We start from the raw sequence: 14,612 nt of genomic DNA, 5'->3' as shown, positions 1-14,612 counted from the left end.
GGTGCATTGACGGCATCTGCCCTTATTTAGGGTATATTGTGCAGGTGTAGTACAGCCCCGGCGGCTTTAGGGCTTAGCCGGGTGGTTTGAACAGTTGGGGAATTGAGTGTCTACGGCGGCAGTGATAAACAAAGAAGAGCTGGCTCATCAGGTATTACGCGATACCTTCGGCTATCAGCAATTCAGACCAGGTCAGCAAACTATCATCAACACCGCCATCTCTGGTCGGGATTGTCTGGTTGTTATGCCGACCGGCGGCGGTAAATCGCTGTGCTACCAAATCCCTGCGTTGGTGATGGACGGCCTGACATTGGTCGTTTCCCCGCTGATCTCGCTGATGAAAGATCAGGTTGATCAGTTGATGGCGGCGGGCGTTGAAGCGGGATGCCTGAACTCGACGCAAACCCGCGAGCAACAGCAGGAAGTGATGGCCGGTTGCCGTACGGGCCGAATCAAAATGCTGTATATCGCGCCGGAACGTCTGATGATGGGCGATTTCCTCGAACAACTGCAACAGTGGAATCCGGCGATGCTGGCCGTTGACGAAGCCCACTGTATTTCCCAATGGGGCCACGATTTCCGCCCGGAATATCGCGCGCTCGGCCAGCTGAAGCTGCGCTACCCGCAATTACCGGTGATCGCGCTGACCGCGACCGCCGATGAAGCCACCCGTAACGACATTGTTCGTCTGCTTGAGCTGAACGATCCGCTGATTCAGGTCAGCAGCTTCGATCGCCCGAATATCCGTTACACGCTGGTGGAAAAGTTTAAACCGCTCGATCAGCTGATCCGTTTTGTGCAGGACCAGCGTGGTAAAAGCGGCATTATTTACTGCAACAGCCGCGCCAAAGTGGAAGATACCGCCGCGCGTCTGCAAAGCCGCGGGCTGAGCGTCGGCGCGTATCACGCCGGTCTGGACAACGAAACCCGCGCCCGCGTGCAGGAAGGGTTCCAGCGCGATGACCTGCAAATTGTGGTCGCGACCGTCGCATTCGGGATGGGCATCAACAAACCGAACGTCCGCTTTGTGGTGCACTTTGATATTCCGCGCACCATCGAGTCTTACTATCAGGAAACCGGCCGCGCAGGGCGTGATGGTCTGCCCGCCGAAGCGGTGTTGTTGTACGATCCGGCGGATATGGCCTGGCTGCGACGCTGTCTGGAAGAAAAACCGGCCGGTGCGCAACAGGATGTGGAACGCCACAAACTGAATGCTATGAACGCATTTGCCGAGGCGCAAACTTGCCGCCGTCTGGTGCTGCTTAACTATTTCGGTGAAGGCAAACAGAACGCCTGCGGCAACTGCGACGTCTGTCTTGACCCGCCAAAACGCTACGACGGCCTGCTGGACGCGCAAAAAGCGCTGTCAGTGGTGGCGCGCGTCGGGCAACGCTTTGGTTTAGGTTACGTGGTTGAAGTGCTGCGCGGCTCGAACAACCAGCGTATCCGCGAATACGGCCACGAAAAACTGACCGTCTACGGCATCGGTAAAGAGCACAGCAATGAGCACTGGACCAGCGTGGTACGCCAGCTGATCCATCTCGGGCTGATTACTCAGAACATCGCCATGCATTCGGCGTTACAACTGACCGAATCTGCCCGTCCGGTATTGCGCGGCGAAATTCCGTTGCAACTGGCGGTGCCGCGTATCCAGACGCTGAAAATTAAAAGCACATCACGCCAGAAAACCTATGGCGGAAATTACGATCACAAGCTGTTTGCCAAATTGCGCAAACTGCGTAAATCGCTGGCGGATGAAAACAACGTGCCGCCGTACGTGGTTTTCAATGACACGACGCTGCTGGAAATGGCAGAACATCTGCCAGTCAGCCCGGGTGATTTGCTGGATATCACCGGCGTCGGCCAGCGTAAACTGGAGAAATTCGGCCGGCCATTTATGGCGATGATCCGCGATCATATTGATAATGGCGACGAGTAACAGAATTCAGTTCCCTACACATAAAACAGAGAGTTAATCATGCTGATGCTATTCCTGACGGTTGCGATGGTTCATCTGATCGCGCTGATGAGCCCGGGGCCGGACTTCTTCTTTGTATCGCAAACGGCGGCCAGCCGTTCACGCAAAGAAGCCATGATGGGTGTAATTGGTATTACGCTGGGCGTGCTGGTCTGGGCGGCGGTGGCGCTGATGGGTTTACACTTAATTCTGCAAAAAATGGCATGGCTGCATCAGATCATCATCGTCGGTGGTGGATTGTATCTGTGCTGGATGGGCTGGCAGTTACTGAAATCCGCGCGGGCCAAAAAGCAGAATGGCGATGAAACTCCGGTAGTTCTGCCGGCGCGTGGCCGTACTTTTATGCGCGGGCTGCTGACCAATCTGTCGAACCCGAAAGCCGTTATTTACTTCGGCAGCGTGTTCTCCATGTTTGTCGGTGACAGCGTCGGCGGCGGTGAGCGTCTGGCTATTTTCCTGCTGATCGTGGTGGAAACGCTGGCGTGGTTCTCTTTAGTGGCGATGGTTTTTGCGATGCCAAAAATGCGCCGTGGCTACCAGCGTTTAGCGAAATGGATCGACGGAGTGGCGGGTGTGGTTTTCGCAGGCTTCGGTATTGCGCTGATCGTAAATCGCTGATTCAAACGCTTTGCATAAAAAAGGGTCCGGTGATTTACCAGACCCTTTTTGTATTTCAGTGGCTTACACTTTTCGCGCACTGGCCAGCAATACGCCAACCAGCATAAACAGCGAACCGAAAATACGGTTCAGCAACTGCATTTGTTTCGGCGCTTTTACCCATCCTGCGATACGCGTTGCCAGCGTGGCGTAGCCGATCATCACAATAATATCGACCACCACGGTTGTGACGCCAAGTACCACGTATTGTGCAGCTTGTGGTTGGTGCGGGATGATAAACTGTGGGAAAAGCGCGGCCAGAAATACGATACTTTTGGGATTAGTGAGGTTTACCAGAATTGCGCGTTTGAACAAACGACGGCGCGGCATACTGCTGGCGAGCGCGTTCAGATCAATCGCTCCGGCAGAACGCCACTGGCAGATACCCAGCCAGATTAAATAGGCGGCGCCAAACCATTTCAGCAACTCAAAGGCGAGCAATGATTGCGAAATCAGCGCGCCCAATCCGATGCCGACCAGAACGATGTGGATCGACAAACCGAGCTGTAACCCGGCAATCGACGCGACTGCGCCACGGTAGCCGTGGCTGATGCCCGTGCTCATCGTGTTAATCGCCCCGGAGCCGGGGGATAAGCTTAAAATGGAAGTGGTGAGCAGGTAGGTTAACCACCAGTCCAGTGTCATTGAGAGACTCCCTGAATACGTTTTATGTTGTTTTATGGCACAATACGCCATTGTTTATAATTGCGCTATAACTCACAAATAACACTTTCCTCCTCTTTGCTATACGACTTTGGATCATTGAATGCCTGTGAACTTTGCGAAGTGGTTAACACGCGAAAAGGAGTTTTCCGCCTTTGCAACCGGGCCTTTGCTCGATTTCTGGCGGATCCGCGAAGAAAGTGAGTTTATCGGCGTTGATGATGTGCCGATCCGCTACGTCCGGTTCTGTTCGCCCGATCACGATAAAGTCATTGTGGTGTCACCGGGGCGTATAGAAAGCTACGTAAAATACCCTGAAGTGGCCTACGATTTATTTCACTGTGGTTATGATGTGATGATTGTTGATCATCGTGGCCAGGGGCGTTCAGGGCGTATGCTCGACGATCCGCACTGCGGCCACGTTAATCATTTTGATGATTATGTCGAAGATTTCGAAAGCTTTTATCAGCTGGAGATTGCGCCGCGTCAGTACAAAAAAAAGTTCGCTCTGGCACACTCCATGGGCGGTGCCATTCTGGCGCTCTATCTGGCGCGTAATCCGGGCCATTTTGACGCCGCAGCGTTATTAGCACCGATGACCGGTATTTATCTGCCGATGCCAGGCTGGATATCCCGTCGCATCCTCAACTGGGCTGAACATCGCCCGGTTCGCCGTGAGGGCTACGCGCTGGGGACCGGGCACTGGCGGCCGCTGCCGTTTGTTGTAAACCGTCTGACACATAGCCGTGAGCGCTATCGGCGCAATCTGCGTTTTTATGCGGATTACCCTGAGCTACAGGTCGGCGGGCCAACCTACCACTGGGTGCGTGAAGGCATTGAGGCGGGAATGCATATCCTCAAAGAAGCCGGAAAAATCACCACTCCTGTTCTTTTATTGCAGGCGAGCGAAGACCGTGTGGTCGATAACCGGTCCCACCTTGCTTTTTGTCAGGCCATGGCCGTCGCGGGACACCCTTGTGAAGGGGAAAAACCGCTGGTCATCGAAGGCGCGCGCCATGAGATCCTGTTTGAGCGGGACAGCCTGAGGGCACAGGCGCTGGACGCTATCATGCGCTTTTTTGCGCGACAGCATTAATCCGCGGTTCGCCGCGCACAACTCCATCAGAGGTTAGAACCTAACGCTATGTACCCTGTTGTTGCTTCCGATTTAGATGGCACACTGCTATCACCTGACCATACCCTGAGCCCGTTCGCGAAAGAAACGCTGAAACTGCTAACGCAGCGTGATATACATTTCGTGTTCGCGACCGGACGCCACCACATCGATGTAGCGCAGATGCGCGACAATCTGGAAATCAGTGCGTACATGATCACCTCGAACGGTGCGCGTGTGCATAACACTGACGGTGAGCTGATTTTCGCCCACAATCTGGATGAAGATATTGCCAAAGACCTGTTTGGCATCATGCACAACAATCCGGATATTCTGACCAACGTTTACCGTAATGACGACTGGTACATGAACCGTGACCGTGCCGATCAGGATGATTTTTTCCGTGAATCCGTTTTCAAATACAAACTGTATGAACCGGGTTTGCTGGAAACTGACGGCATCTGCAAAGTGTATTTCACCTGCGAAGATCACGAAAAACTGCTGCCACTCGAAGAAGCCATTAATGCGCGCTGGGGTGACCGTGTGAACGTTAGTTTCTCGCTGCCGGTTTGTCTGGAAGTGATGGCGGGCGGCGTATCGAAAGGTCACGCGCTGGAATACGTGTCCAAACTGATGGGCTACACGCTGAAAGATTGCATCGCGTTTGGTGACGGTCTGAATGACCTGGAAATGCTGTCGATGGCCGGTAAAGGTTGCCTGATGAGTGGCTCATTGCCACGACTGAAAGCAGCCATGCCGGAGGCGGAAATTATCGGCTCCAACGCTGATGACGCGGTTCCGCATTACCTGCGTAAAATGTATTTATCTGCAGAAGGCTAATGCGCAGAACAACCCGTGCAGAGTTTTCGCTCTGTCCGGGTTATCTCCCATCCGGTTATTTTCCGCGACGTAATTTTTCCTCCAGTTGTTTTTTTGCCAGCGGCGAGCGTTCAATCGCATCCAGAGCCAGCAGCGTTTCTATGGTCGATTCCGCGCCAGAGTTGCGGTTGAAACTTTTACCTGAATCCAGCCCGTCAAACGCCAGTCCGGTGTCCGGTAAATACATCTGAACCCCGGCGACATTGCCCCTGAAGAACCACATCGCCAGCGTCACGGCCTGATCGATATAGCGAACGTCCCGCGAAATTTCATAAGCCCGCAAATTGGCAAAAATCATCGGGCGGAAAATGTAAGCGATTTGCGCGAATTGCTGCTCATCACTCACGACAACCTTTCCCCCGGACTGACTGACGGAAAAACTGGTGAGATAGCCCTGACTGATTAACCAGGGGTGAAAATTATCCAGTTCGTAAAACGCCGCTTTCACCATATCCCTGTCACTCAGCACGGTTCCAGCTTCGAGCAGCGCATAACCCTGATTGTTGCCGTAGCCATGCCAGGTATTTTTCCAACTCAGGAATACGCCATTGACCGGGGATGTGACATCGCGGATTTGCATGGTCATGATGCCACCAGCCAGCGTTCTCATCATTTTTTCGATGTGCGGCTGCGGCGAAATTTGCTGCATGCGCGTCAGGGCCAGCAACAAAATAGCGGCCTGATCTGCGCCGTCATTGGGCATCCATACGGGCAGAGTAATGCCCTGCAATGTAGTCACGGTTTGCGTTTCCTGCACAAACCCACGCAGGGCCTGCGTGCGGGTAAACAGGACGTCGTACATCTTCGCCGCGAGTGTTTTATCGTGTTCCTTCACCACTGGATAGGCGCTGGCCAGTGCCCATAAAGCCCGCCATGTCCACCAGTTCGGTTCGGCCAAACTGGTTTTATAGGTTGTATTGATGATGTTATCCGGATAGATAAAATTATAGAAGTAACCGTTTTCAGCCTGCATCATCAAAATGCTGCGGGTCAGATGAATGATTTTATTCATCACCGCAGGTTCCGGCTGATGGGCGTACAAGCCGGTATAAAACACCAGTGCACGGGAAATGTCATCGACAGCGGAAACCCCCTCAATCGGATCTTTAACCCATTCATATTTGGGGTATTCACTGTAAATATGGATTATTCCTACCGACGTGCCGTCCGGGGCCGTTCTTTCTTCGTAAAGTGAATCCAGATGCGTGGTATTAACCGGCGAAGCAAAAGAAGGTAAGGAGATCGTAAAAATGAAGATAAGTAATATTCTTGTAAGAAGACTCATGCAACGATCCTTTTATTTTCACTCTTCATTCCTGAAGATATCGGAGGTAATGAAAAAATAAATTCAGTTTGATTTTATATGTTGATAATTGTTATTGTTTTTCGTTATTCATAAATATCAGAAGATAAAATTAAAGCCGACTTTGCCAAAGTTGGTGGTCTGGTCGTCGAATCCTGTCATTCCGTCAATTTCCTTATCCCCTTCGGTCCGGTAAAATGCTTCGGAGACGAAATACACTTTTGGCGTAATCGCATAACTGTAGTTAACGATATATTTCCAGGCTTTCGCGCTGTAAGTTTCGTTCCCTTTGCGGTCTTTAATTCGTTTGTGCTGTGGCTCCATTTTTAACAGGAAATTGTGTTTGTCCAAGTGATACGTTGCCCAGGGGCGGATCTCTTTTTCGGCCACATTGGAGCCGCGGTTGCCGTTTTTGTCATAGTCGTTGCCTTCCTTACGGAAGAACTCCGTGCCCAGAGTGAAATCATCCGTGACACGATAACTTACGTTGAGCAGCGCTTCATAAAAAACAAATTTCCCCGAGTCTGCCCCGTTGGCTCCTTTGTCTTCGGTCAGCCATTTAATGTCGGTATTCACCGCCAGTTTATCCGTGGCTTGATAGCGATAGTAAGGCCGGAAACCATAGCCGTCGCCGCCAATCAGGTAGGCGTTGCTTTCCGCCACCGTCGGTTTCTCATAACCGGTTTTACCCAGGTAAATGGCTTCGAACATCATCCAGTGCTTACCGGTTTCATAGGCATACGCAGGCCGGACTTCCATTTCTGTCATACGAAAATCGGTATGATTATTCGATGTGTCGTGAATTTCGTTTTTGAAGGACACTTTTTTGAGCACAAAACCCATGTTAAAACCGGTATCTCCCAGATTCACACGTCCGTCGCCGAATACCCATTCGTGAACCGGGCGGGAGTTATGCGAAGAACCTTCATTTCTGAAGTGTTCTATTTTATATTCCGTCAGCCAGTTGCCGTGAAGATTATACCCGGTGTCACCTTCCTCTAATTCCACCAGCGCAATATTATCATTGTCGATGCTGATCACCGCATCCACGACTTTACCGCTCGGGTGTTTCATTTTAATTTTGTCACCCGGATAAATGGCGGTATTAATATTTTCTGGTTTTGTTTTAATAGCTTCCTTCTTTACCAATTCGGGTTGGGTGGCGGGCATTATACAGGTGGGGAGTGACGATATTTTTGGCGATTTTTCCTCCGCCAGTACATCGAGAGGGAAAGGAAGTGTGAGACAAAGGAACGATATTATCTGAGCTTTATTCATTTATAATTTCCAGTTATTTAAAGGGGTAATTGATTTCTATCCATTGCGCTTCACAATCGCTGGTTCCGCAATATAAGCGGGGCGATGATTGTCCGGCAAAGTAAAGACCTCCGGGGAAGATGACGTCTTCCAGATCGGCCCGTTTGGCGCAACCGGGTTTAAACTGTTTACGCTCGGCGATAATTTTCAGCGCCGTGCATTGATGTGTCTGATGATTAAAAACAAACGAACAGGCGTAATAGTTACGGTTTCCGCAGGCATCAAAACGGGCAACGTGGCCCAGAACACCGACGTTATTCCCATCCAGAACGTATGCTGCATTCACGCCACACCATTCCTCCGGGCTGACCTGTCCCTCTAATAATGTCGCCTGAGCTACTTTGCTGAGGGTCAGATCGTCCAGTGAATCCAGCAGGACAAAGCCGATAGTGCCACGCCCGCCGGTTTCGCCCTGCGGGCGGGTAAACAGCAGGACTTTTCCATCCGGTAAACCCACCGGGCGGATGTCTTTCATACCTTCCGGCCCGATAAAAAAAGGGCGCAGGGAATAGATATTGGCACCCCGGTACAGCAGGGTTTTCCAACGCAGGATTTCTCCGGTGTCATCCGCCGGTTCGACGCTGACGCCGCCAAAGATAAATTCTCCGCCAATAAGGGTAATAAATGGATCCTGCAAGGCGAAGACCGGCGCGTCAGGCAGCAATTTGCACTGACGGATACCGTCAAATTCAAAAAATTTTACCTGTGATAACTCAGAGTTTCTGGGCTCGACGCGACCGGCAATGACCAAAAGATCACCGCAACGAAACGGTGCGGTCAGGTTATAAACGTCGTCATCCCCAATGCCGGAAAAGTGGATTTTTTCTCCGGTGGGTGTGGGTAATTTCAGTGCATGAAATTGCTGCTGCAAAGCTTCTACCGCACTCACAGCGGCAGGCCAAGATGCGCCCATAAGGCATCGAGCGGCATAGTTGCCAGCGCAATGCATTCATCGGCCGCGCCGTAATAAATTTTCAGTGTGTCCTGTTCCAGCAATGCGCCGCAGGTGAAAACGACATTGCCGAAGAAACCTTCCGTTTCATAAATCATTTCGGGCTGGAGCAGCATTGTGGGGGATTTTGCTATGATTTTTAGCGGATTATCTATCGCAAGCAGCATCGCGCCGAGGCAGTAACGCTGATCTTTATCCACGCCGTGATAAATCTGCAACCAGCCGCGCGCCGTTTTCATCAGTGGTGCGCCGCCGCCCAGCTTCAATGCGTCCCAGTCGCCGTGTGTGCTGCCCAGCAAATGGCGATGATTGCCCCAGTGCAGCATGTCCGGTGATTCACATATCCAGATCTCTGGCTTACCGAAATGCTTGGGCGAAGGGCGGGTTAGCGCCTGATATTTGCCGTTAATTTTTTCGGGGAAGAAACAGACATCGCGGTTATCCGGGCAAAAAATCACGCCGCGCTTTTCCACTGTGACAAAATCAGTGGTGGTCGCCAGCGCGGTGGAAATGCCATACGGCGAAATGGCCGAATAGTTAATGTAGTAAATGCCGTCGATCAGCGTGATACGCGGGTCTTCGCAGCCAAATTGTTCATATTGCGTATCGGCAGTCAAAAATGGCTGTGGATCGACAGTAAAATCTTCGCCATTCTGACTGTGTGCCAGACGCAGATGCGACATAGAGGTCAGCCAGATCACCGAAGGGTCGGCTTTCAGCGCAATCATTCTGGGGTCGGTGAAATCATACGCCGGGTCATCGCGGCGAAAACGTTTCGTGCCCGGCTGCCAGACGTTCTGCCGGTTCACCAGGAGCGGTACTTCCAGGCTATTGGCGTCAGCCGATATCACGCTTTCTGCAACGCGAAGCAACAGCAGGGTTTCCCCTTTGTAGGAACATACGCCTGCATTAAAAACACAATCAACCTTCCATCCCGGCTGGGAAGGTGCGACGTCGGCAGGTGTTAGCAGCGGGTTTTTATCACTTCTGAGCATTTTCATGAGTTACCTTTTTGATAAGAATCTGGTTTTTTTTCAGCAGCGGTTCGTCCGCGCCAAACAAAACGGCATTGCCATCGCCAAAACCGTCATTGGCAACTGGCGGGCCGAAATTGATCATCACTTCCAAACATTCCGCAGCCAGATGGCGACGGAAAATCAGGCATTGTTTAAGTAATCGTAGGTGCTGGTAGCGGCCCTGCTGAAGGGCGGGATGAGTATTTCTGATGTGGATCAGTTGTTTATAATTCGCGATGATTGATTGTGAGTACTTACTTTCACTTTCGACGTTAATCTGATCTTCACCGGCATCCGCAGGCGTCCAGGGAACCGCTGCACGGGAGGCATCGCGGCAGAACGGCAAAGCATAAGTGAATGCTTGCTTCTCATTCATGCCTTGTGAAATGGCAGTGTGGTAATGAGTGATGCCCTGAACATCCTGCATCTGCTGTAAATTCTGAGGAACAAAATCGGTCATGCCGATTTCTTCACCCTGAAAGATAAAAGGCAGGCCGCGGGCGGTCATTTGCAAAGCGAAGACGGCCACTGCGCGGGAAATATCGCGGGAGGCCTCACCGAAACGGCTGATCATGCGTGACATATCATGGCTGGAGAAAAACAGCGTTGGTAAGCCGTAAAGTGTGGTTTCCATGGCCTGCATTTCGCCGAAAATCGCCGAAATATCAAAGTGTTTCTGGCTGCCAAGGTTGAAATTAAACACAACATCGAGTAAACCGGCTTCCTGATAAGGAGACATCACCGGTAAGCGATCGCTGCCCACTTCGCCAATCAGCAGGAATTCTCCCTGCGCGCGGATGTGGCGACACAGGCGTTTCACCACGTTCGTCACGCCGGGTTGATTGATATCTTTATCATGAGGCGGTTCCGTACCTGCTGTGGCTGGTGGGTGATCGTCGCCTATGCCGTCGGTGGTCAGAAAATTAATCACGTCAAAGCGGAAGCCATCGACACCACGTGCGATCCAGAAATCGAAGATTTTCTTAATTTCATGTTCAACAGCGGGATTCGACCAGTTCAGACACACCTGCTGAGGGGAAAATTTGTGGTAATAACTGGCGGTTCCGCCGGGCTCCTGCGTCCAGGCTGAACCGCCGAAAAATGAGGTCCAGTTGTTGGTTTTCTCTCGAAAGAAAAAGAAGTCGCGGAACAGGCTGTCAGGTAGGCTAAGCGCCGACTTGAACCACTGGTGCTGGTCCGAGACATGGTTAATCACCACGTCGATCACCAGTAGAATATCGCGCTGATGACAGACCGTAATCAGTTCATCAAAAAGTGCTAACGTGCCAAAGCGTGGGTCGACGGCGCAGTGATCGCTGATATCGTAGCCATTATCCTTGAGCGGAGATGGATAAAAAGGGGTGACCCAGATGCCGCCAATCCCCAGCTCAGCGAGATAATCCAGTTTAGAAATCAGCCCCTGAAAATCGCCTAATCCGTCAGCGTTACCGTCGCAGAACGACGGTAAATACACCTGATAAAATATCCGCTCCTGCCATGTCTTCGGGTTATTCATCATTCACGCCTGTTACTTAAGTGAAAGCGACATCCCTTCCAGGAAATGCTTCCTGAAGAGGACAAACAAAACGACGATTGGTAAAGTTTGTACTACCGACCCCGCCAGCACCGGACCGACATACACGCCATACGATTTGCTGAACGTCGCCAGAAGAACGGAAAGCGGCATTTTGTTAACGTCTTGCATGACAATTAGCGGCCAGAGGAAATTATCCCAGGCACTGGTAAAGGTAAAAATCGCGACGATAGCGAGAATCGATTTGTTGAGGGGCAGCATGACGTGGAGCAGAATCTTGATAAGACCGGCGTGATCTAATTTTGCGGCATGAATATAGTCATTTGGAGTGCCTTTAAAGCTCTGGGAGATCATAAAAATACCCCAACCATTCATGACGAACGGTAAAATAAGTGCTCCATAGGAATTAATCATGCCGAGTTCCCGCATCAGCACAAAATGCGGAATAATAAACATAAATGCGGGAAAGACTATTTGCAGGATGAGCAGGTTTTTAAATATATCCCGGCCTTTAAATTCCATTTTAGCCAGCGCATAACCAATCAAACACGAAGTCAGTGTGACGCAAACCGTTATGGTTAACGTAATGAATATGGAATTAAATAAGGTGCGCAGGAACGGCTTTTCCGCCTTACCCGTACCGTCGAACAGGAATGTATAATTATCGAATGACAGCGGGCCGGAGAAAAGGGAAGTGGTATAAATATCGGATGTATTTTTGAATGAACCGATGAACATCCATAAATACGGATATAGCCAGGTTATTGCCAGTATAAACATCAGCAGGTGGATCACCACGGAACCGAGGGTTCTTTTTATCTGATATTTTTGAGGGGGAGAGTCTGTCCGCATCCCCACAGATTTTGTCTTCATCATACGATCTCGATTCTCTTTTCCAGGCACCGGCGCAATACCCAGATCAGTGAAAAACTGAATAAGGCGACAATAATCGACATGGTGGCAGCCCAGCTTGGCTGCATCTGCCGGAAGGCGGCTTCATACATCACCACCATTGGCGTGGTGGTGCTTTCCAGCGGGCCACCGCCGGTGATGAGATACGGTTCGGTGAAAATACTGAAGGCCACCGTGATCGCCAGAACCAGAACCATGACTATCTGAGCATTCATCAGGGGCAAGGTGATATGCCATATTTTCCCAATGCTGGTGGCTTGATCGAGATCGGCAGCATCGTAAATATCTTTGGGAATAGTAATCAACCCGGAATAAAAAATTAGCCCGTAGTAGCCGACAAATTTCCAGGTAATAATAAGGGCAATAGATAACATGGCGAAATCAGGATGGGTAAACCATGGAACACTAATACCTAACATATTTATCAGAAACGTATTGATCGGCCCCGTTTCGCTGAACAGCTTGGAAAATACAATAGAATACGCCACGCCGGAGGAAACATTAGCGAGAAGAAAACTCAGAGCAACAAATGCTTTGCCGTATTTTATCTTTCTTAACCCGAATGCAAAGAGTAATGAAGACACAAATACAATGGGAAGATAGTAAACTAGAAATTTAAAGACGTTATAAATCGACGCCCAGAATAAAGGGTTCTGCATAACGGCGACAATATTCTTCACTCCGTTAAAAGACGGTGTGCCAATAAATTTCCAGTCGGTAAAACTCAACACCGCCAGCCAGAGAAACGGATATAGCCAAAATACCAGGGAATATCCGAGGTAAGTGCAAGCCAAAATTCCTCCGAGCGATGACTCCTTCATTTTTATCATCTCTTACTGCCCCAGAGTTTTGTCGATCTCGCGGGAAGACTCTTGAATAACCTCGGGTATCGGGCTGTTTTTAAACACCAGCTTTTCAATCATTTGGGTCATCGTCCGCTGGACTTCGACCGTTTGAGTAATCGGAGCAGGTGGAACGGCTTTCGGAACGTAAGAAGCGATAGCGTTAACTAATGCGTGCTGTTGCAGGTACTCTTCAAAAATCGGGTTGCTCTGCAAGTCTTCACGGGCAGGCGGCATTCCGGTGAGTTCCAGCCAGCGGCGATCGTGTTTTGGATCGCTGTATACCCATTGAATAAATTTCCAGGCGTCGTCCTGCACTTTCGATGTGCTGAACATCACGATCCCTTTGCTGTCTGCCATGGTGGCTACGCCGGGTTCGCCAGTTAGCGTCGGCATCGGGCCAATACGGATGGTTTTTAACACCTCGGGGAATTGTTTTTCATAGCGCCCGATATCCCACGGCCCGCGTACTGCGCCCAGCACAGCGCCGGTCGCCAGCGGATCATCCGAAGCGCTGAAATCGTAGCTCGTCCACTTGTTCACGAACATTTTGTTGAGGAAGGCCAAGGTCTGGCGGCCGGGGTCATTATCAAAGCTGGCTTTGTTGCCCTGAATATAAGGGGTGCCCTGAGAGGCGGCGTAATACAATGGAATAAAATCAAACCAGCGATCCCACCAGTTTTTGCCGCTGGTGATTTGAAGGCTGTAGCCTTTGTGATTTTGCGTCATCCGTTCTGACAGTGTATAAACCTCGTCATACGTGGCCGGTACATGGTCAAAACCTTGTTCTGCCAGCAGATCGCTGCGCCACCAGTACACCACCGGGCTGATATAAATCGGAATAACATTTTGCTGCCCGTCGAACTGCCATGACGCCACCGCTTTCCCCATATGTCGGGTTTCGACCAGAGCCTGAAATCCGGGCATTTTGGAATAATCATTGAGCTGTTTCAGCTCAGCTAACTGACGTGCAAAACCGATAAAGATATTGGTCGAAATATCCGGTTCTGTCCCCGACGCCAGCGCGTTCATAATGGCTTCTTCGGAACTTCCTGCTGCCGGAATGGGGGTGAATTCCACTTTTCTGTTCGCCGGATTGGTGTTCCATTCTTTAACTACTTCACCCCAATACACTTCCTGAGTAATATTTGGCGCAATCCACATTTTGATGCTGGTTTGATCTTTCTCATCAGGTCCGCAGCCAGAAATAAATAACGTGATACCCGCAATAACGGCCAGTTTCATTTTTTTCATGCTATTTCCTATATCCATTAGGGTATGGTTCATAATTAGTAATTATATTTAATGATTACTCATATTATTATTTTATGAATGAGATTCTATTTTAAACGCTAGCACGTACATTCAATGAACAAACGTTATTACGGTCACATAAATGATTTTGTTTAACGTTAAACTTTATTTTTATATTCGTTGCAAAAGGG

13 protein-coding genes are annotated in these 14,612 nt (G+C 50.3%); 4 read left to right on the top strand and 9 right to left on the bottom strand.

Translation table 11 applies throughout. The features are described from left to right. The first annotated feature begins 106 nt into the window (after positions 1 to 106). Both recQ and rhtC read left to right on the top strand, forming a co-directional pair. Complete coding sequence (gene recQ / locus CWS43_RS22870) at positions 107 to 1,939, top strand: ATP-dependent DNA helicase RecQ (RefSeq protein WP_101079438.1); 1,833 nt, start codon at positions 107 to 109, stop codon at positions 1,937 to 1,939. Positions 1,940 to 1,978: 39 nt separating this feature from the next. After that, entirely contained in the window at positions 1,979 to 2,596 is a 618-nt protein-coding gene (gene rhtC / locus CWS43_RS22865) for a threonine export protein RhtC (RefSeq protein ID WP_101079437.1), read from the top strand. A gap of 63 nt (positions 2,597 to 2,659) precedes the next feature. Here the strand turns inward: rhtC and rhtB are convergent, their stop codons facing one another. After that, positions 2,660 to 3,280 carry a homoserine/homoserine lactone efflux protein gene (rhtB, locus tag CWS43_RS22860; RefSeq protein WP_101079436.1) on the bottom strand — a complete coding sequence of 207 codons (621 nt, stop codon included), beginning with the start codon at positions 3,278 to 3,280 and terminating at the stop codon, positions 2,660 to 2,662. Positions 3,281 to 3,401: 121 nt separating this feature from the next. Here rhtB and pldB point away from each other — a divergent pair, with 121 nt between their 5' ends. Both pldB and yigL read left to right on the top strand, forming a co-directional pair. Then, positions 3,402 to 4,394: a lysophospholipase L2 gene (gene pldB / locus CWS43_RS22855; protein WP_101079435.1), complete on the top strand. Its 993-nt coding sequence runs from the start codon at positions 3,402 to 3,404 to the stop codon at positions 4,392 to 4,394. A gap of 48 nt (positions 4,395 to 4,442) precedes the next feature. Then, positions 4,443 to 5,252 carry a sugar/pyridoxal phosphate phosphatase YigL gene (yigL, locus tag CWS43_RS22850; RefSeq protein WP_101079434.1) on the top strand — a complete coding sequence of 270 codons (810 nt, stop codon included), beginning with the start codon at positions 4,443 to 4,445 and terminating at the stop codon, positions 5,250 to 5,252. A 55-nt stretch (positions 5,253 to 5,307) separates the two neighbouring features. On the opposite strand, the gene CWS43_RS22845 is transcribed toward yigL, so the two are convergent. The 8 genes from CWS43_RS22845 to CWS43_RS22810 all read right to left on the bottom strand — a co-directional run bounded on the left by CWS43_RS22845 (position 5,308) and on the right by CWS43_RS22810 (position 14,421). Further along, entirely contained in the window at positions 5,308 to 6,576 is a 1,269-nt protein-coding gene (locus CWS43_RS22845; RefSeq protein ID WP_101079433.1) for a hypothetical protein, read from the bottom strand. A 117-nt stretch (positions 6,577 to 6,693) separates the two neighbouring features. Further along, a complete protein-coding gene (locus tag CWS43_RS22840) occupies positions 6,694 to 7,668 on the bottom strand; it encodes a porin (protein ID WP_232777168.1) in 975 nt (324 codons plus the stop codon). 217 nt (positions 7,669 to 7,885) lie between these two features. Next, entirely contained in the window at positions 7,886 to 8,824 is a 939-nt protein-coding gene (locus CWS43_RS22835; protein ID WP_198555907.1) for a DUF1861 family protein, read from the bottom strand. After that, complete coding sequence (locus CWS43_RS22830; RefSeq protein WP_101079488.1) at positions 8,797 to 9,858, bottom strand: glycoside hydrolase family 130 protein; 1,062 nt, start codon at positions 9,856 to 9,858, stop codon at positions 8,797 to 8,799. The genes CWS43_RS22835 and CWS43_RS22830 overlap by 28 nt, the downstream gene beginning before the upstream one ends. Beyond that, entirely contained in the window at positions 9,845 to 11,395 is a 1,551-nt protein-coding gene (locus CWS43_RS22825; protein WP_101079431.1) for an alpha-amylase family glycosyl hydrolase, read from the bottom strand. The genes CWS43_RS22830 and CWS43_RS22825 overlap by 14 nt, the downstream gene beginning before the upstream one ends. Before the next feature lie 12 nt (positions 11,396 to 11,407). Then, positions 11,408 to 12,265: a carbohydrate ABC transporter permease gene (locus tag CWS43_RS22820; protein WP_369825936.1), complete on the bottom strand. Its 858-nt coding sequence runs from the start codon at positions 12,263 to 12,265 to the stop codon at positions 11,408 to 11,410. 20 nt (positions 12,266 to 12,285) lie between these two features. Beyond that, positions 12,286 to 13,155: a carbohydrate ABC transporter permease gene (locus tag CWS43_RS22815; protein WP_101079429.1), complete on the bottom strand. Its 870-nt coding sequence runs from the start codon at positions 13,153 to 13,155 to the stop codon at positions 12,286 to 12,288. 3 nt (positions 13,156 to 13,158) lie between these two features. Next, a complete protein-coding gene (locus CWS43_RS22810; RefSeq protein WP_101079428.1) occupies positions 13,159 to 14,421 on the bottom strand; it encodes an ABC transporter substrate-binding protein in 1,263 nt (420 codons plus the stop codon). Between the last annotated feature and the right edge of the window lie 191 nt (positions 14,422 to 14,612).

It is taken from the genome of Rahnella sp. AA, from assembly GCF_002834385.1.
In the GTDB taxonomy this organism is placed as follows: domain Bacteria; phylum Pseudomonadota; class Gammaproteobacteria; order Enterobacterales; family Enterobacteriaceae; genus Rahnella.
The sequence above is the reverse complement of the archived record's forward strand: the minus strand, read 5'-3'. Positions and strand labels throughout refer to the sequence as shown.

What these genes read in the sequence shown, in the direction of transcription:
- CWS43_RS22825 (WP_101079431.1), bottom strand. Translation starts at nt 11,395, where the DNA reads ATGAATAACCCGAAGACATGGCAGGAGCGGATATTTTATCAGGTGTAT.
- CWS43_RS22820 (WP_369825936.1), bottom strand. Translation starts at nt 12,265, where the DNA reads ATGCGGACAGACTCTCCCCCTCAAAAATATCAGATAAAAAGAACCCTC.
- CWS43_RS22840 (WP_232777168.1), bottom strand. Translation starts at nt 7,668, where the DNA reads ATGAAACACCCGAGCGGTAAAGTCGTGGATGCGGTGATCAGCATCGAC.
- CWS43_RS22810 (WP_101079428.1), bottom strand. Translation starts at nt 14,421, where the DNA reads ATGAAAAAAATGAAACTGGCCGTTATTGCGGGTATCACGTTATTTATT.
- CWS43_RS22830 (WP_101079488.1), bottom strand. Translation starts at nt 9,858, where the DNA reads ATGCTCAGAAGTGATAAAAACCCGCTGCTAACACCTGCCGACGTCGCA.
- rhtB (WP_101079436.1), bottom strand. Translation starts at nt 3,280, where the DNA reads ATGACACTGGACTGGTGGTTAACCTACCTGCTCACCACTTCCATTTTA.
- pldB (WP_101079435.1), top strand. Translation starts at nt 3,402, where the DNA reads ATGCCTGTGAACTTTGCGAAGTGGTTAACACGCGAAAAGGAGTTTTCC.
- rhtC (WP_101079437.1), top strand. Translation starts at nt 1,979, where the DNA reads ATGCTGATGCTATTCCTGACGGTTGCGATGGTTCATCTGATCGCGCTG.
- CWS43_RS22845 (WP_101079433.1), bottom strand. Translation starts at nt 6,576, where the DNA reads ATGAGTCTTCTTACAAGAATATTACTTATCTTCATTTTTACGATCTCC.
- CWS43_RS22815 (WP_101079429.1), bottom strand. Translation starts at nt 13,155, where the DNA reads ATGATAAAAATGAAGGAGTCATCGCTCGGAGGAATTTTGGCTTGCACT.
- CWS43_RS22835 (WP_198555907.1), bottom strand. Translation starts at nt 8,824, where the DNA reads ATGGGCGCATCTTGGCCTGCCGCTGTGAGTGCGGTAGAAGCTTTGCAG.
- yigL (WP_101079434.1), top strand. Translation starts at nt 4,443, where the DNA reads ATGTACCCTGTTGTTGCTTCCGATTTAGATGGCACACTGCTATCACCT.